This window comes from Shinella zoogloeoides (genome assembly GCF_022682305.1).
GTDB classification, from domain to species: domain Bacteria; phylum Pseudomonadota; class Alphaproteobacteria; order Rhizobiales; family Rhizobiaceae; genus Shinella; species Shinella zoogloeoides_B.
The window spans coordinates 4306023-4321684 of sequence record NZ_CP093528.1 but is presented as its reverse complement, the minus strand read 5'-3'; the positions used below and the strand labels follow the sequence as shown (position 1 = coordinate 4321684).

17 protein-coding genes and 1 riboswitch are annotated in these 15662 nt (G+C 66.3%); of the genes, 10 read left to right on the top strand and 7 right to left on the bottom strand.

Features of this window, described 5'->3' with window-relative positions; translation table 11 throughout:
* Positions 1–3 precede the first annotated feature (3 nt).
* Both thiD and MOE34_RS21435 read right to left on the bottom strand, forming a co-directional pair.
* Positions 4–813: a bifunctional hydroxymethylpyrimidine kinase/phosphomethylpyrimidine kinase gene (thiD, locus tag MOE34_RS21440; RefSeq protein WP_242219652.1), complete on the bottom strand. Its 810-nt coding sequence runs from the start codon at positions 811–813 to the stop codon at positions 4–6.
* 42 nt (positions 814–855) lie between these two features.
* Positions 856–952: riboswitch (TPP riboswitch) on the bottom strand.
* 50 nt (positions 953–1002) lie between these two features.
* Positions 1003–2583 (bottom strand): peptide chain release factor 3, encoded by a 1581-nt coding sequence (locus MOE34_RS21435; RefSeq protein ID WP_242219650.1) that lies wholly within the window; start codon positions 2581–2583, stop codon positions 1003–1005.
* Between the two features lie 93 nt (positions 2584–2676).
* Here MOE34_RS21435 and dut point away from each other — a divergent pair, with 93 nt between their 5' ends.
* From dut to MOE34_RS21415, 4 genes are all read left to right on the top strand, one after another.
* Positions 2677–3150 carry a dUTP diphosphatase gene (gene dut, locus MOE34_RS21430; RefSeq protein ID WP_242219647.1) on the top strand — a complete coding sequence of 158 codons (474 nt, stop codon included), beginning with the start codon at positions 2677–2679 and terminating at the stop codon, positions 3148–3150.
* A 4-nt stretch (positions 3151–3154) separates the two neighbouring features.
* A complete protein-coding gene (locus MOE34_RS21425) occupies positions 3155–4039 on the top strand; it encodes a GNAT family N-acetyltransferase (RefSeq protein ID WP_242219645.1) in 885 nt (294 codons plus the stop codon).
* 136 nt (positions 4040–4175) lie between these two features.
* On the top strand, positions 4176–5144 hold the full coding sequence (gene cysK, locus MOE34_RS21420; protein ID WP_242219643.1) for a cysteine synthase A: 969 nt from the start codon (positions 4176–4178) through the stop codon (positions 5142–5144).
* Positions 5145–5315: 171 nt separating this feature from the next.
* Positions 5316–5714, top strand: coding sequence for a VOC family protein (locus MOE34_RS21415; protein ID WP_242219641.1), 399 nt, complete (start codon positions 5316–5318; stop codon positions 5712–5714).
* 207 nt (positions 5715–5921) lie between these two features.
* Here MOE34_RS21415 and MOE34_RS21410 read toward each other — a convergent pair whose 3' ends face one another.
* From MOE34_RS21410 to rsmI, 4 genes are all read right to left on the bottom strand, one after another.
* The gene (locus MOE34_RS21410) at positions 5922–7454 is read right to left on the bottom strand and encodes a YifB family Mg chelatase-like AAA ATPase (RefSeq protein WP_242219639.1); all 1533 of its coding nucleotides are present in this window, start codon (positions 7452–7454) and stop codon (positions 5922–5924) included.
* A 212-nt stretch (positions 7455–7666) separates the two neighbouring features.
* Positions 7667–8611, bottom strand: coding sequence for a glutathione synthase (gene gshB / locus MOE34_RS21405; protein ID WP_242219637.1), 945 nt, complete (start codon positions 8609–8611; stop codon positions 7667–7669).
* A gap of 79 nt (positions 8612–8690) precedes the next feature.
* The gene (locus tag MOE34_RS21400; RefSeq protein WP_242219636.1) at positions 8691–9059 is read right to left on the bottom strand and encodes a YraN family protein; all 369 of its coding nucleotides are present in this window, start codon (positions 9057–9059) and stop codon (positions 8691–8693) included.
* Positions 9049–9975, bottom strand: coding sequence for a 16S rRNA (cytidine(1402)-2'-O)-methyltransferase (rsmI, locus tag MOE34_RS21395; protein ID WP_242219634.1), 927 nt, complete (start codon positions 9973–9975; stop codon positions 9049–9051). The genes MOE34_RS21400 and rsmI overlap by 11 nt, the downstream gene beginning before the upstream one ends.
* Positions 9976–10207: 232 nt before the next feature.
* On the opposite strand from rsmI, the gene dnaN reads away from it, so the two are divergent.
* The 6 genes from dnaN to MOE34_RS21365 all read left to right on the top strand — a co-directional run bounded on the left by dnaN (position 10208) and on the right by MOE34_RS21365 (position 14738).
* Entirely contained in the window at positions 10208–11326 is a 1119-nt protein-coding gene (dnaN, locus tag MOE34_RS21390; RefSeq protein ID WP_242219632.1) for a DNA polymerase III subunit beta, read from the top strand.
* A 218-nt stretch (positions 11327–11544) separates the two neighbouring features.
* Entirely contained in the window at positions 11545–12147 is a 603-nt protein-coding gene (gene pmtA / locus MOE34_RS21385) for a phospholipid N-methyltransferase PmtA (RefSeq protein WP_242224177.1), read from the top strand.
* Positions 12148–12235: 88 nt separating this feature from the next.
* Complete coding sequence (pyrF, locus tag MOE34_RS21380; RefSeq protein ID WP_242219630.1) at positions 12236–12934, top strand: orotidine-5'-phosphate decarboxylase; 699 nt, start codon at positions 12236–12238, stop codon at positions 12932–12934.
* Between the two features lie 14 nt (positions 12935–12948).
* Complete coding sequence (locus MOE34_RS21375) at positions 12949–13236, top strand: DUF1330 domain-containing protein (protein WP_119257371.1); 288 nt, start codon at positions 12949–12951, stop codon at positions 13234–13236.
* A gap of 119 nt (positions 13237–13355) precedes the next feature.
* On the top strand, positions 13356–14336 hold the full coding sequence (locus tag MOE34_RS21370) for a complex I NDUFA9 subunit family protein (RefSeq protein WP_242219628.1): 981 nt from the start codon (positions 13356–13358) through the stop codon (positions 14334–14336).
* A gap of 252 nt (positions 14337–14588) precedes the next feature.
* Complete coding sequence (locus MOE34_RS21365) at positions 14589–14738, top strand: hypothetical protein (protein ID WP_242219626.1); 150 nt, start codon at positions 14589–14591, stop codon at positions 14736–14738.
* Positions 14739–14776: 38 nt separating this feature from the next.
* On the opposite strand, the gene MOE34_RS21360 is transcribed toward MOE34_RS21365, so the two are convergent.
* On the bottom strand, positions 14777–15583 hold the full coding sequence (locus tag MOE34_RS21360; protein ID WP_242219624.1) for an undecaprenyl-diphosphate phosphatase: 807 nt from the start codon (positions 15581–15583) through the stop codon (positions 14777–14779).
* Positions 15584–15662: the final 79 nt, after the last annotated feature.

The following is a 15662-nucleotide window of genomic DNA, read 5'->3' as shown; positions in this document are numbered from 1 at the left end:
CGATCAGGCCCAGAGCGCGTGGAAATGATGGAGCGGGCCATGGCCGGAGCCGACCGCCAGCGCATCCGAACTGCGCACGGCACCGGCGATGAAGCTCTTGGCGGCCGCCACGGCGTCAGGCAGCGGCCTGCCCTTGCCGAGTTCGGCGGCAATGGCACTCGACAGCGAGCAGCCGGTGCCGTGGGTATTGCGCGTCAGCACGCGCACGCCTTCATACCAGCGGAGCCCGTCCGGGGTCGCCAGCACGTCCGGGCTTTCGCCGCCGGGCAAGTGCCCGCCCTTCAGCAGAACAGCCCTCGGGCCGAGCGCCAGAAGCCGCTTCGCCTGCCCTTCCATGGCCGCCCGGTCGGCGGCCTCGGCCTCGCCGAGCAGCGCGGCGGCTTCCGGCAGGTTGGGCGTGAGGACTGCCGCAAGCGGCAGAAGGCGGCGGGTCAAGGCCTCGACGGCCTCCGCTGCCAGCAGCGACGCTCCGCCCTTTGCGACCATGACGGGATCGAGCACGATAGGTGGACCGCGATGGCGTGAGAGCGCGCCCGCCACGGCCTCGGCAATCTCCGCCGAGGCGATCATGCCGATCTTCACCGCATCCACCCTGATATCGCTGAAGACATCCGCAATCTGTGCCGCGACGAAAGCGGGCGGGACGAGATGCACGCCGGAAACGCCTTGCGTGTTCTGCGCCGTCAGCGCCGTCAGCACAGCCATGCCGTAGGTAGCCCGCGCGGCAAATGTCTTGAGATCGGCCTGAATGCCGGCGCCGCCCGAAGGGTCGGAGCCCGCAATCGAGAGAATGTTTGCGATCGTTTCAGCCATCTCGCCTCCTTCGGCGAGGGGGCGGTCTTCCGGCCGCGCGAATGCAGCGACCGTTCGACTCCCTCCGCCGGCATGATCCGGTTCAGGTTCAAAGGGTGCTTCTCAGCCCGCCTTCCGGCGGACGCCCCTGTCTCAAGCGGTTTTCGCAAATGTCGAGACACCTGTCACCCTGAAAGTGACAGGCGCAAGTCACGCCTTGGTGACGTGATACTCCTTGATGGCGACCATCTTGATCGCCGGGTAGCGCTCCGCCTCGTAGCGCAGCGAGAAGGCGTCCTGCGCGAGGAACACCGGGTCGCCATCGAGGTCGCGGGCGATATCGCCGCGGCGCTGGGTGACGAACTTGTCGAGTTCGGCCGCGCTGTCGGAGGAGATCCAGCGGCAGACGGAGAAGCGCGACATCTCGAAGGAAACCGGCAGGCCGTATTCGGCCGAAAGGCGCTCCTTCAACACGTCGAGCTGCAGCGCGCCGACGACACCGACGATGGCGGGCGAGCCGTCTTCCGGCGAGAAGAGCTGCACGACGCCCTCTTCCGCCATCTGCTGGAGCGCTTCCTTCAGCTTCTTGGCCTTCATGGCGTCTTCCAGCCGCACGCGGCGCAGGATTTCCGGCGCGAAGTTCGGCACGCCCTCGAAGACCAGCGCCTCGCCTTCCGTCAGCGTATCGCCGATGCGCAGCGTGCCGTGGTTGGGGATGCCCACCACGTCGCCGGCATAGGCCGTATCGGCAAGCTGGCGCTGCGAGGCGAAGAAGAACTGCGGGGCCGAAAGGCCGATGGTCTTGCCGGTGCGGGCAAGGCGTACCTTCATGCCGCGCTCCAGCATGCCGGAGCAGACGCGGGCAAAGGCGATGCGGTCGCGATGGTTGGGGTCCATGTTGGCCTGGATCTTGAAGACGAAGGCCGTCATCTTGTCTTCCGCGGCATGGACCTTGCGCACATCCGCCACCTGGTCGCGCGGCGGCGGCGCGAAGGCGCCGAGCGCGTTGATGAGGTCGCGCACACCGAAATTGCGCAGCGCCGAGCCGAAGAAGACCGGCGTCAGGTGCCCTTCGAGGAAGGCCTCGCGATCGAACGGGCGGCAGGCCTCGCGGGCAAGCTCCATCTCCTCGATAAAGGCCTGACGCTCGTTTTCCGGCAGGTGCTTGGCGACCTCGGCGGCCTCGTCCATCTTCACCGGCTGGACCTGCGTGTCCGAGCCGCGGAAGGTGCGGTCGGCGAGGTGATAGGAGCCGCAGAAGGTCTTCGAGCGGCCGACCGGCCAGGTGACCGGAGCGGTATCGAGCGCCAGCTTCTCTTCGACTTCGTCGAGGATTTCGAACGGATCGCGGCTCTCGCGGTCCATCTTGTTGACGAAGGTGATGATCGGGATGTCGCGCAGGCGGCAGACCTCGAAGAGCTTCAGCGTCCGCGGCTCGATACCCTTGGCGGCGTCGATGACCATGACGGCCGCGTCCACCGCCGTCAGCGTGCGATAGGTGTCATCAGCGAAATCTTCGTGGCCGGGCGTATCGAGGATGTTGAAGACGTTGCCGTCATATTCGAAGGTCATGACCGAGGTGACGACCGAGATGCCGCGCTCGCGCTCGATCTTCATCCAGTCCGAACGGGTCTGGATGCGGTCCTTCTTCGCCTTCACCTCGCCGGCGAGCTGGATGGCGCCGCCGAAGAGGAGGAGTTTTTCGGTGAGGGTGGTTTTACCGGCGTCCGGGTGCGCGATGATCGCGAAGGTGCGGCGGCGGGAGACCGCCTCGGCAAGGGTTTCGGCCATTTTCTGCAATATCCTGTGAGTTGCCGGCGTCTTTACAGGCTCCGCCCGGAAGATGCAATTGACGGGGCGGGCCATGGGCCGGCTTATGGGCGCATGAACGCACACGCCCCCTCCCAGCCCCTGCTCTCCCTCGTCCGCCTGCCGCATGGCGAGGGGATCGAGCTTCCCGCCTACGAGACCTCCGGCGCCGCCGGCATGGACCTGCGCGCCGCCGTCGCGGCCGACGCGCCGCTCACGCTGGAACCCGGCAAGCGCGCGCTGGTGCCGACCGGCCTCGTCTTCGAGATTCCGCACGGCTACGAGGGCCAGATCCGCCCCCGCTCGGGCCTCGCCTTCAAGAACGGCATCACCTGCCTCAACACGCCGGGCACCGTCGACAGCGACTATCGCGGCGAAGTGAAGGTGCTTCTCGTCAATCTCGGCGAGGAACCCTTCGTCATCGAGCGCGGCATGCGCATGGCGCAGATGGTGATCGCTCCCGTGACGCAGGTTGCCGTGCGCGAAGCTGCGGAAACCAGCGAAACCACACGCGGCGCGGGCGGCTTCGGCTCCACCGGCGTGCGCTGAGGCGATGACTCTCCGCGAGGACATTTCCTTTCGCTCACATTATTTCGACGATCCGGCCGCATGGCGGGCGCTCGCCCGGCTATTGGAAGAGGTCTTCGGCATCGACGTGACGCTACTGGACCGGCTCGGCGGGCCGGATCCGACGAGTGTTCCCTTTGGCTGGTTCGATGCGGCGGGCGCCTGCATCGCCAACGTCACCGCCTTCTCCCTGCCGCTCGTCGTCGAGGGGACCGAGGTCCGCGCGGCCGGCCTGCAATCGGGCGCGGTGCGGCCGGACCATCGCGGACAGGGCCTCTATCGCGACGTCATGAAAGCAGCGCTGGATTACTGCGATGCCGAAGGCTTTGCGGCCGTCGCGCTTTTGACCGACACGCCGGGCCTTTATCGCCGCCACGGCTTCGAGGCACTGGCGCAACACCGCTTTTCCGGAGCTGCGCCATCCGGCGGAACCGCAAGGCCGACGCGGCGGCTGGATATCGCCCTGGAGGCCGATATAGCCCTGCTGCGCCGGCTTCTCGAGGGTCGCCGGCCGGTATCCGACCGTTTCGCCCCGCGCCGGCAGATGGAAATGTTCCTCTTCAATGCATATCTCATGCCGGGTCTACGGCTCGACCTGATGGACGGGGACACCGTGATCGCATGGCAATCGGCAAAAGATGGCGGCTTCGAGCTGCTGGATATCGTCGGGGCACGCATCCCCGATCTTGCCGATATCCTCGCCAGCCTTCGGATCGTGCCATCGCGCGTCCTCGTCCACTTCGCGCCCGATCGCCTGTCATGGGAGGGCGAGGCTCTTCCCGACGTGGAGGACCTAGTGCTGATGCTGCGCGCGAAAAGCATCTCGCGGCCCGCGCGGCCCTTCGCCTTGCCACCAATGTCGGCGTTCTGACCGACCGCGCCTCGCGCGACATTTCCGGGCGGCGGGGGGAATATTCCACATTCGGGGCTTCCGCCGCGAAATCCGGACTCGTCTAAGGCTACTTTCCCTCCTAAAGTCTGCCGCAAGGAGAACAGAGGAGCACCCGATGACCGAAACCCGCAAGCCTGGCCGCGGCCGTATCTACGCCTCCATCACCGAGACCATCGGCGACACGCCGATCGTGCGGCTCGACAAGTTCGCGAAGGAGAAGGGCGTCGTCGCCAACCTTCTCGCCAAGCTCGAGTTCTTCAATCCCATCGCCTCGGTGAAGGATCGTATCGGCGTGGCGATGATCGACGCGCTGGAGGCGGCGGGCAAGATCGTGCCCGGCCAGTCGACGCTGGTGGAGCCGACTTCGGGCAATACCGGCATCGCGCTCGCCTTCGCCGCCGCCGCCAAGGGCTATCGCCTGATCCTCACCATGCCGGAGACCATGTCGATCGAGCGGCGCAAGATGCTGGCGCTGCTCGGCGCCGAACTGGTGCTCACCGAAGGGCCGAAGGGCATGAAGGGCGCCATCGCCAGGGCGGAAGAACTGGCGGCATCGATCCCCGGCGCGGTCATTCCGCAGCAGTTCGAAAACCCGGCCAACCCGGAAATCCACCGCAAAACGACCGCCGAGGAGATCTGGAACGATACGGACGGCGCGGTCGATATCCTTGTTTCCGGCATCGGCACGGGCGGAACCATCACCGGCGCGGGCCAGGTGCTGAAGGCGCGGAAGCCCGGCCTCCGGGTCGTCGCGGTCGAGCCGGTCGACAGTCCGGTCCTGTCCGGCGGCAATCCCGGCCCGCACAAGATCCAGGGCATCGGCGCGGGCTTTGCGCCGGCAATCCTCGACACGAAGGTCTATGACGAGGTCGTCACCGTCTCCAATGACGAAGCCTTCGAGAATGCCCGCCTCGTCGCCCGCCTCGAAGGCGTGCCGGTCGGCATTTCCTCCGGCGCGGCGCTGGCCGCGGCCGCCAAGGTCGGCAGCCGGCCGGAAAACGCCGGCAAGACCATCGTCGTCATCATCCCCTCCTTCGCCGAGCGCTATCTGTCCACCGCGCTCTTCGAGGGCCTCGGCGGCTGAACCACGAGCGTTTCCGCCTTTCTTTGAAGCGCGGAAACGCTCCCCCCCCTCGTTTCTGCGCGATAGCGGGCGCAAGGCCGCCGCGCACTCTCGCTGGACGTGCTCCAACCGGCCCGCCGCGCGGGGATTCGCGCGACGAGGTATTCCACCCCATCCACCAATCGCACAGCCATGCTCCATCATCTCTCCCTCGGCGTTTCCGACATCGCGCGCGCAGCCACCTTCTACGACGCGGCCCTTGCGGCGCTCGGCTATCACCGCGTCTGGTCGGATATCCGCCCCGGTGAACCGGATCAGGCCATCGGCTACGGACCGCCCGGCGGCGGCGACAAGCTCGCCCTCAAGCATCTCGGCGATGCCGCAAGCGCCCCCGGCCCCGGTTTCCACATCGCCTTCGCTGCGCCGGACCGGCAGTCGGTCGACGCCTTCCACAAGGCCGCGCTTTCGGCGGGCGGAACCGACAACGGCGCACCGGGCCTGCGTCGCCACTACGGCCCGACCTATTATGCCGCCTTCGTCATCGACCCGGACGGGCATCGGCTGGAGGCCGTTTTCAAGGGAGCGGCCTGAAGAGACCGGAGCGTTTGCAAGCCCGCATCGGTCCTGCATGCGGAAAGGCACGCCAACAGGGCGATGGAGCACGTTCTTTGCTGGAGGAGCGCGGCAGCGCCCCGGGCCAGCCTGGCCGAAAAGCATGCCGCGACGGCACAGGCCGCCCCCCGGCGGTCATCCCGCCCTCGCGCACTCCTCGCACAACGCCGCCCTGCCCTCCGGCTTTCAGGCCATGGCCGCCAGCCGCTCGCCGGCCATGCGGTAGGAAATCGCCTCCGCCAGATGAATGCGACCGACGACCGGGGCCTCGTCGAGATCGGCGAGCGTGCGGGCGACCTTGAGAACGCGGTGGTAGCCGCGAGCGGAGAAGCGCATCTTCTCCGCCGCGTCCCGCAGGAGCTGGAGGCCGCCGGGGTCAGGTTCCGCCATCTTCTCGATGAGGGCCGTCGAGGCACGGGCATTGCTCGTCACCGCGCCCATGCAGAGGCGGGCGAAGCGATCGACCTGCAGGCTGCGCGCGCCGGCGACGCGGCGGGCGACGGTCTCGCTGGCCTCGCCCGCCATGGGGCGGATGAGGTCCGTGGCGGCGACGGCGGGCACATCGATACGGATATCGATACGGTCGAGCAGCGGACCGGAGACACGGGCCTGGTACTCGCTCGCGCAGCGGGGGCCACGGGCGCAGACACGGCCCGGCTCGCCCGCCATGCCGCAGCGGCAGGGATTCATCGCCGCGACGAGCTGCACGGCGGCGGGGTAGCTGACCCGGTGGTTGGCGCGGGCGATAATGCACTCGCCGGTTTCGAGCGGCTGGCGCAGCGCGTCCAGCGCCTGCGGCGAGAATTCCGGCAATTCGTCCAGGAAGAGAACGCCGTGATGGGCAAGCGACGCCTCGCCGGGCTTTGCCCGCGCCCCGCCGCCGACGAGCGCGGCCATCGTGGCGGAATGATGCGGCGTGCGGAAAGGCCGGCGATCGGAGAGGCGGCCGCCGGAAAGCTGACCGGCGATGGAATGGATCATCGAGACTTCGAGCAGCTCCACCGGCGAGAGCGGCGGCAGGATGGCGGCAAGGCGCGCGGCGAGCATGGACTTGCCCGATCCCGGCGGACCGACCATCAGCAGGTTATGATTTCCGGCGGCGGCCACCTCCAGCGCGCGCTTGGCGCTTTCCTGCCCCCTGATATCGGCAAGGTCCGGCAGATCGCCCGCCGGCGCGCGGATGGCCGGCGCGGGACGCGAGAGGACCTGCGTGCCCTTGAAATGGTTGGCGAGCGCGATCAGGCTGCGCGGCGCGAGAATATCCAGCCCGCCGCCGGCCCAGGCGGCCTCCGCCCCGTTCTCCGCCGGGCAGATCAGGCCTTTTCCCAGCGCGTTGGCGCCCATGGCGGCGGGAAGCGCGCCCGCGACGGAGGCGATGGTGCCGTCGAGATTGAGTTCGCCGATGACGAGATAACCGTCCAGCACATCGCCCGGTACGGCGCCGAGCGCCGTCATGAGGCCGAGCGCGATGGCGAGATCGTAATGGCTGCCTTCCTTCGGAAGATCGGCGGGCGCGAGATTGATCGTGACGCGCTTGGGCGGCAGCGACAGGCCGGAGGCGTGCAGCGCGGCGTGCACCCGCTCCCGGCTTTCGGCGACCGCCTTGTCCGCCAGGCCGACGATCTGCATGCCCACCTTGCCGGGGGCCACCATCACCTGCACATCGACGGGCACGCCCTCTATGCCCTGAAACGCAATCGTACCGACCCGCGCGACCATGACCGCCCCACTCGCCCTGACAGAAAGCCCCCGCAGCCCTCAGCGGGTTGCATCTGGAAATCTGGCATGGAACCCAGAATGAAACAAGAACAATTATAGAACTATCGATGGAATTTTCCACGCGACGGTTGTATAAGGTTGTATACGCGGAACGAAAAAGGGACGTCCGCGAACGGACGTCCCGCAAGGCATCGCCGGATTGGAGAAGCGGTTCAGCGCTTCTTCTCGATTGCGTCCCAAAGCAGCGCAGCGATATCGGCGCCGCCGAATTTCTTCACTTCGCGAATGCCGGTCGGGGACGTCACGTTGATCTCGGTCATGTAGTCGCCGATGACGTCGATGCCGACGAAGATGAAGCCGCGCTCGCGAAGGGCCGGGCCGATACGGGCGCAGATCTCCTTCTCTCGCGCGGTCAGTTCCGTCGCCTCGGCGCGGCCGCCGACATGCATATTGGAGCGGGCGTCGTGCTCGGCGGGCACGCGATTGATCGCGCCGACCGGCTCGCCGTCGATAAGGATGATGCGCTTGTCGCCCTTGCGCACGTCCGGCAGGTATTGCTGGGCGATGAAAGGTTCGCGGAACATCTGGCCGAACATTTCCAGCAGGGAGGAGAGGTTGCGGTCGTCCCTCGTCGAATGGAACACGCCCGCGCCGCCGTTGCCGTAAAGCGGCTTCAGGATCATGTCGCCCATCTCGTCGCGGAAACGGCGGATCTCGGCCGGGTCGCGGGTGATCAGGGTCGCGGGCATCAGGTCTGCGAATTCGGTGACGAAGATCTTCTCCGGCGAATTGCGCACCCAGGCCGGGTCGTTGACGACGAGGGTTTTCGGGTGGATGCGCTCCAGCAGATGCGTGGAGGTGATGTAGGACATGTCGAAGGGCGGGTCCTGGCGCAGCAGCACCACGTCCATGGTGGAAAGATCGACGCGTTCGGGCGCGCCGAGCGTGTAGTGATCGCCCTTCACGTCGCGCAGCTCCATCGGCTCGACGGTGGCGTAGACCGTGCCGTCGCGCAGGCTCAGGCGGTCCGGCGTATAGTGGAAGAGCCGATAGCCGCGGCTCTGCGCCTCGATGCTCATGGCGAAGGTGGAATCGCCCGCGATGCTGATGGTCGACACATGGTCCATCTGGACCGCGACGTTCTTGATCTTTGCCATGAAAAATCCCCTGAGAAATGCCCGACACATGTAGGATGCGCCGCGCGCCATGGCAACGACCATGGCGGCGCCGTTCCGGTCAAAACGCATCCTCGATATGCGTGGGAAGCCGCCAGGGCCGGACGGCGACGATATCGTAGCGCGCCGACAGGCGGTGAGCGTCCGGCTGGCAGGAGAGCCAGATCTCGCTTGCCGCGCGGATGCGCCGCTCAGCGGTTCCGGTGACGGCGAAGACGGCGCTGTCCACGTCGCGGCGCGCCTTTACCTCGACGAAGGCGACGAGATCGCCACGCCGGGCGACGATATCGATCTCGCCGAGCTTGGTGCGGTAGCGGATGGCGTGGATACGGTAGCCCCTGGCGAGGAGATAGAGCGCGGCGAGATATTCGGAGACATATCCCCGGCGGAAGGCCTTGAGCCGGTTCGGGTCCGCCGGACTATTGCCCATCGGCATCCTTCAGGTCGAGAAGGCGCTGGTAGAGGTCCTTGCGCGGAAGGCCGGTCTGGCGGGCCGCCTCGGTCGCCGCCTTGCCGGTCGACATGTCCTTCGCGAGCATCGTCAGCAGGCGGTCGACATCCTCGGCCTCGGGTGCGGCCGCCTCTCCGGGTGGACCGATGACGAAGACGATCTCGCCTTTCACCGAAGCGCCGTCGCCGTAGTGGGCGGCAAGCTCGCCGAGCGTACCGCGACGAAACTCCTCGAAGGTTTTCGTCAGTTCACGGCAGACGCAGGCCATGCGCGCCTCGCCGAGCACGTCGGCGGCAGCGACGACCGTGGCGGCAATGCGGTGCGGCGACTCGAAGAAGAGCAGCGTCGCCGGCACACCGGCAAGCTCCGCGAGGCGGTCGCGGCGGGCCTTATCCTTGGAAGGCAGGAAGCCGGCGAAGAAAAAGGCGTCGTTCGGCAGGCCCGAGCCGACAAGGGCTGCGAGCGGGGCGGAGGCGCCGGGGATCGGCACGACGCGATGGCCGGCCGCAATGGCAAGTAACGCAAGGCGATAACCGGGATCGGAGACCAGCGGCGTGCCCGCATCGGAAACGAGGGCGACGGATTTTCCCGCCTCCAGCGCGGCGATGAGGCGGGGCCCTGCCTCGTCCGCATTGTACTCATGATAGGCATAGGGCCGGTTGACGATGCCGTAGCGGTCGAGCAGCACGCGGGTGACGCGGGTGTCCTCGCAGGCGAGCACATCGGCCCCCGCCAGCGTTTCCAGCGCGCGCAGCGTGATGTCGGAGAGATTGCCGATGGGGGTTGCGACGAGATAGAGCGCGGGTTCCAGCGGCCGGGCGGGGATCACGGCATTGTGGAGGCGGAAGTTTTTCGCGCCGTCCCCTGCCCCACCTGCCGCGCCTTCATCCCGCATTCGCAATCCCTTTCCGGCCGCGAAGGGCCGCACTTTTTCTTCCTTATGGGCGAGCGCGGATGCCCCCGCAAGGTCCGGCGGTCGACTATCGTGTGTGCCGCGCCGTTAGCACTTGCAATCGGGCGGGAACTTCTGCCATTTTGCCCGTCCACATCTTCCGGCGCCTGCCGGATCTTCAAGGCAATGCCGCGCCGGGTTCCGGCAGGCTAGCGGTCGAAAGCGGTACAGTTCCATGCGCATTACTCTCGAGCGGTCCAATCTTCTGAAGTCGCTGAACCACGTCCATCGCGTGGTCGAACGGCGCAACACGATCCCGATCCTCTCGAACGTGCTGCTGCGGGCCGACGGCGCGAGCCTCGACATGAAGGCGACCGACCTCGACCTCGAGATCACCGAGGCGACGCCGGCGCAGGTGGAACAGGCCGGCGCGACGACTGTCCCTGCCCATCTCCTCTACGACATCGTGCGAAAACTCTCCGACGGTTCGGAAGTGCTGCTGGCGACGAGCGCCGACGGCGCGTCGATGACGGTCGCCTCGGGCCGCTCGAAGTTCTCGCTGCAGTGCCTGCCGCAGTCGGACTTCCCGGATCTCACCGCCGGCAGCTTCTCGCACACGTTCCGCCTCAAGGCGACGGACCTCAAGATGCTGATCGATCGCACGCAGTTCGCGATCTCGACCGAGGAGACCCGCTACTACCTCAACGGCATCTTCATCCACACGATCGAGAGCAAGGGCGAACTGAAGCTGCGCGCCGTCGCCACCGACGGCCATCGCCTGGCCCGCGCCGACGTGGAAGCACCGTCGGGTTCGGAAGGCATGCCGGGCATCATCATCCCGCGCAAGACGGTCGGCGAGTTGCAGAAGCTGGTGGACAACCCCGACCTCGTCGTCACCGTCGAAGTCTCGGACGCCAAGATCCGCTTCACCATCGGCTCCATCGTGCTGACCTCCAAGCTGATCGACGGCACCTTCCCGGATTACCAGCGCGTGATCCCGGCGGGCAACGACAAGGAACTGAAGATCGACTGCCAGTCCTTCGCCCAGGCCGTCGACCGCGTTTCCACCATTTCCTCCGAGCGCGGCCGTGCCGTGAAACTCGCGCTGACCGACGGCCAGCTGACGCTTACCGTCAACAACCCGGATTCGGGCAGCGCGACGGAAGAACTACCGGTCGGATACGAGAACGACCCGCTGGAGATCGGCTTCAACGCGAAATACCTGCTCGACATCACCGCGCAGCTTTCCGGCTCCGAAGCCGTCTTCATGCTGGCCGATCCGGGCTCGCCGACGCTGGTGCGCGACCTTGCCGGCGACGACGCGCTCTACGTGCTCATGCCGATGCGCGTGTAAACTCGCCTTTGCGGCACAGGGAAACCGTTTCAGGAACCCGCCGGCCGCCCGGCGGGTTCTTTTGCAAGAAGCGATGCCGCTCGCGAGAAACTTGCCGGCGGCGGCGCAATCAGACTTGTTTTTGACGCAAACCGCGTCACATATTCGCAAGCGCCGAACAATGCGGACGGGTATGACACCCGCCGCCGGCCGAGGAAGCGACCATGAAGGGGGATGGCATGACGTTGCGTGTGAAGGTGAAGGAACGGCTGGGCAGGAAGTTCGACGACGAGATCCGTTTCTTCAAGGGCTGGATGAGCAACACGCGGGCCGTCGGCTCGATCATCCCCACCTCCTCCGTCACCGCGCGCCGCATGGCGAGCGTCGTCAATCCGGCCTCCGGCCTGCCTGTCCTTGAGCTTGGCCCGGGCACCGGCGTCATCACCAAGGCAATTCTCCAGACCGGCCTTGCCCCGGAAAAGCTGACCTCGGTGGAATTCTCGACGGACTTCTACAATCACCTCGTCGAACGCTTCCACGGCGTCAACTTCATCAACGGCGACGCCTTCGACCTAGACAAGACACTCGGCGACCTCAGCGGCGCCACCTTCGACAGCGTCATCTCCGCCGTGCCGCTGCTGAACTTCCCCATGCACCAGCGCGTCTCGCTGATCGAGGACCTGCTATCGCGCATTCCCGTCGGCCGCCCGGTCGTGCAGATCTCCTATGGCCCGCTCTCCCCCGTCGTCGCCATGCCGGACCGCTACCAGATCAGCCATCTCGACTTCGTCGTGCGCAACATCCCGCCGGCACAGCTCTGGACCTACCGCCGCACCCATTGAGCGGCGGCGATCTTTTCGCTTTCCTTCTTGCGGACAGTCGCGTCTCATGCGACTGGACGGCAATGGAATCTTGGAAAGGGATGTGACCATGTCCGCGCGCGACCGCCTGATCGTTGGCCTCGATGTACCGACCATCGCGGAGGCGGAAAAGGTGGTCCGGACGCTGGGCAGCACCGCCCTCTTCTACAAGATCGGCTACCAGCTGGTCTTTGCCGGCGGGTTGGAATTTGCCCGCGACCTTGCCAAGGACGGCAAGAAGGTCTTCCTCGACATGAAGCTGCTGGACATCGACAACACGGTGGCCAAGGGCGTCGAGAACATCGTCAAGATGGGCATGTCCATGCTGACCCTGCACGCCTATCCGAAGGCGATGGCCGCCGCCGTCTCCGCCGCGAAAGGCTCCGACCTCTGCCTTCTCGGCGTCACGGTGCTGACCTCCATGGACGCCAAGGACGTCATCGACGCCGGCTATGAATACGATCCGCACACGCTGGTGCTGCGCCGCGCCGAACAGGCCCGCATCGCCGGCATGGGCGGCGTCGTCTGCTCGGCCGAAGAGGCGAGCGCCGTGCGCAAGATCCTCGGTCCCGACATGGCCATCGTCACCCCCGGCATCCGCCCGGCCGGCGCAGACGCCGGCGACCAGAAGCGCGTGATGACGCCGGCCGATGCGCTGAAGGCCGGCTCCAGCCATCTCGTTGTCGCCCGCCCCATCGTCAAGGCCGCCGACCCGCTCGCCGCCGCCAAGGCGATCCTCGCCGAGATGGACGGCGCGATCAAAGCTTAGAGAGGGAGTAAGACATGCCCAAGGGCTACTGGATTGCACAGGTCGATGTACGCGACCCCGAGCGCTACAAGGATTACGTGGCCGCCGCCAAGCCGGCCTTCGAGAAATACGGGGCGAACTTCATCGCCCGCGGAGGCGCCTTCGCGCAGCTTGAAGGCCGCGTGCGCGCCCGCAACGTGATCATCGAGTTCCCCTCGCTGCAGGCCGCCGTCGACTGTTACAACTCGCCCGAATACCAGATCGCCGCCGCCATCCGCCAGGAAGTGGCCGATGCCGAGATGGTGGTTGTCGAAGGCCTTTGACCGCAAAGCCGCAAGCCCTTGCAAAACCGGCATGAGAGACGCTTCGCCGCGCTTCACCTTGCCGGTCGTTTGGGCTATGTAGGCCTCACCTACCCGTAATGTTCTTCAGGAGCAGCCTCATGACCTTGTCCAACCTTCCGCCGCTCGTCACCGTCTTCGGTGGTTCGGGCTTCGTCGGGCGTCATGTGGTGCGCGCGCTGGCGCGCCGCGGCTACCGCATCCGCGTCGCCGTGCGCCGCCCGGACCTTGCCGGCTTCCTGCAGCCGATCGGCGGCGTCGGCCAGATCTCCTTCGTCCAGGCGAATCTGCGCTACCGCCAGTCGGTCGATCGCGCCGTCGAAGGCTCCGACCATGTCATCAACTGCGTCGGCATCCTCTTCGAGACCGGCCGCAACACCTTCGACGCGGTACAGGATTTCGGCGCCCGCGCGGTGGCCGAAGCGGCCCGCGCCATCGGCGCACCGCTTACCCATGTCTCGGCCATCGGCTCGGACGAGAACTCCGCCTCGGCCTATGCCCGCACCAAGGCGCGCGGCGAGGCCGCCGTTCTGCGCGCGGTCCCGGATGCCGTCATCCTGCGTCCGTCCATCGTCTTCGGCCCGGAAGACGGCTTCTTCAACAAGTTCGCCACCATGGCCCGCTATGCGCCGTTCCTGCCGCTGATCGGCGGCGGCCACACGAAGTTCCAGCCGGTCTATGTCAACGACGTCGCCGAAGCCGTCGCCCGCTCGGTGGACGGCGCGCTGGAGCGTGGCCGCGTCTACGAACTTGGCGGCCCGGAAGTGCTGACCTTCCGCCAGTGTCTCGAGATGATGCTGCGCGTCGTCGACCGCAAGAACCCGCTGGTCTCGCTGCCCTTCGGCATCGCTTCGCTGATCGGCTCCGTCGCCTCGCTCATCCCCTTCGTCAAGCCGCCGCTGACCTCCGACCAGGTGAAGCTGCTGCGCGCCGACAACGTGGTTTCCGAGGCCGCCCGCAAGGAAGGCCGCACGCTGGAAGGCCTCGGTATCGAGCCGGTCCTGGCCGAGGCGATCCTGCCGAGCTACCTCGTGCGCTACCGCCCGCAGGGCCAGTTCACCAAGATCGACCGTACGGCCTGATCCTTTTTCATGATGTCGAGACCGGCCGTCGCGAGGGCGATCCCGCGGCGGCCGGTTCGTTTTTCCAAAAGCGCTTTGGGCATGCTGTTGCACTTATGCAGCGCTTAAAAAAAGCGTTGCGACATTTACGCGCGATTCAGCATGTCACGATATTGATTGTGGCCGGGTCAGCGAATAAACACCGCCCGCGCCGCGTCATACGCAAGAGACAGAAGCGGCGCATTTCAGCACTTTGAGAGGCTTTCGGCGCAAATGGGCAAGGCAATTGCAATCTTCTTCGGATTTTCGGCTCTGATCATCGTGATCGGATCCTTTGCCGCCCCCTCGACGGTCTCCGCCAGCAAGCCCGGCTGCTCGCCGGCCTATGGCGTCGATCCCTGCACGACCGCATCGGTCGAGTAAGCCCTGGCCGACCCTGACGGGCCGGCCGAAGCCGGCCTTTATCCCCAGATCAGCAGGGCGATCAGCCCCAGCGTGCCGACGACGATCCGCCAGATGGCGAAGAGCGTGAAGCCGCGGCGCGATACGAAGTCGAGCAGCGAGCGCACGACGAAGAGGCCCGCGATGAAGGCGGCGATGAAGCCGACGCCGATGACCAGCAGGTCATCCGACGAGAGCGCATCGCGGTTCTTGTAGAGATCGAGCGTGAAAGCGCCGACCATGGTGGGCATCGCCAGGAAGAACGAGAATTCCGCCGCCGAACGCTTGTCCGTGCCCATCAGCAGGGCGCCGGCGATCGTCGCGCCCGAGCGCGAGGTGCCGGGGATCATGGCGAGGCACTGGCACAGGCCGATCTTGAAGGCGAGCGACGGCGGATACTTCATCGCATCCGTATAGCGCGGCTGGAGCGGCAGGCGATCGATGATGTAGAGAATGACGCCGCCGATGATCAGCACGATGCAGATCAGCATCGGCGTCTCGAAGAGCACGGTCTTGATGAAATCATGCGCCAGCGCGCCGATGACGGCCGCCGGCAGGAAGGCGATGAGCACGCTGGTGACGAAGCGCCGCGCTTCCGGGCTGGAGGGCAGCGCAAAGGCGATACGCAGCAGCTTTGCGGCATAGACCGACAGGATCGCGAGGATCGCGCCGAGCTGGATCAGGACCGCGAAGGTATTGCCCGGCGACTTGAAGCCGAGGAAATGCCCGGCGAGCAGGATATGGCCGGTGGAGGATACCGGGATGAATTCGGTCAGCCCCTCGATGAGACCGAGGATGAGGGCACTGACGATGGACTGGTCTGCCATGGAGGTTCCTAGGGGAAAAGAGAAGGAAAGGCACATCGCGAAAGCGGGCATACGGCAAAAAGCCCGATTCGCTTGTGTT

What these genes read in the sequence shown, in the direction of transcription:
- MOE34_RS21435 (WP_242219650.1), bottom strand. Translation starts at nt 2,583, where the DNA reads ATGGCCGAAACCCTTGCCGAGGCGGTCTCCCGCCGCCGCACCTTCGCG.
- pyrF (WP_242219630.1), top strand. Translation starts at nt 12,236, where the DNA reads ATGTCCGCGCGCGACCGCCTGATCGTTGGCCTCGATGTACCGACCATC.
- MOE34_RS21425 (WP_242219645.1), top strand. Translation starts at nt 3,155, where the DNA reads ATGACTCTCCGCGAGGACATTTCCTTTCGCTCACATTATTTCGACGAT.
- MOE34_RS21375 (WP_119257371.1), top strand. Translation starts at nt 12,949, where the DNA reads ATGCCCAAGGGCTACTGGATTGCACAGGTCGATGTACGCGACCCCGAG.
- gshB (WP_242219637.1), bottom strand. Translation starts at nt 8,611, where the DNA reads ATGGCAAAGATCAAGAACGTCGCGGTCCAGATGGACCATGTGTCGACC.
- pmtA (WP_242224177.1), top strand. Translation starts at nt 11,545, where the DNA reads ATGACGTTGCGTGTGAAGGTGAAGGAACGGCTGGGCAGGAAGTTCGAC.
- dut (WP_242219647.1), top strand. Translation starts at nt 2,677, where the DNA reads ATGAACGCACACGCCCCCTCCCAGCCCCTGCTCTCCCTCGTCCGCCTG.
- thiD (WP_242219652.1), bottom strand. Translation starts at nt 813, where the DNA reads ATGGCTGAAACGATCGCAAACATTCTCTCGATTGCGGGCTCCGACCCT.
- MOE34_RS21360 (WP_242219624.1), bottom strand. Translation starts at nt 15,583, where the DNA reads ATGGCAGACCAGTCCATCGTCAGTGCCCTCATCCTCGGTCTCATCGAG.
- MOE34_RS21365 (WP_242219626.1), top strand. Translation starts at nt 14,589, where the DNA reads ATGGGCAAGGCAATTGCAATCTTCTTCGGATTTTCGGCTCTGATCATC.
- MOE34_RS21410 (WP_242219639.1), bottom strand. Translation starts at nt 7,454, where the DNA reads ATGGTCGCGCGGGTCGGTACGATTGCGTTTCAGGGCATAGAGGGCGTG.
- cysK (WP_242219643.1), top strand. Translation starts at nt 4,176, where the DNA reads ATGACCGAAACCCGCAAGCCTGGCCGCGGCCGTATCTACGCCTCCATC.
- rsmI (WP_242219634.1), bottom strand. Translation starts at nt 9,975, where the DNA reads ATGCGGGATGAAGGCGCGGCAGGTGGGGCAGGGGACGGCGCGAAAAAC.
- MOE34_RS21370 (WP_242219628.1), top strand. Translation starts at nt 13,356, where the DNA reads ATGACCTTGTCCAACCTTCCGCCGCTCGTCACCGTCTTCGGTGGTTCG.
- MOE34_RS21415 (WP_242219641.1), top strand. Translation starts at nt 5,316, where the DNA reads ATGCTCCATCATCTCTCCCTCGGCGTTTCCGACATCGCGCGCGCAGCC.
- dnaN (WP_242219632.1), top strand. Translation starts at nt 10,208, where the DNA reads ATGCGCATTACTCTCGAGCGGTCCAATCTTCTGAAGTCGCTGAACCAC.
- MOE34_RS21400 (WP_242219636.1), bottom strand. Translation starts at nt 9,059, where the DNA reads ATGGGCAATAGTCCGGCGGACCCGAACCGGCTCAAGGCCTTCCGCCGG.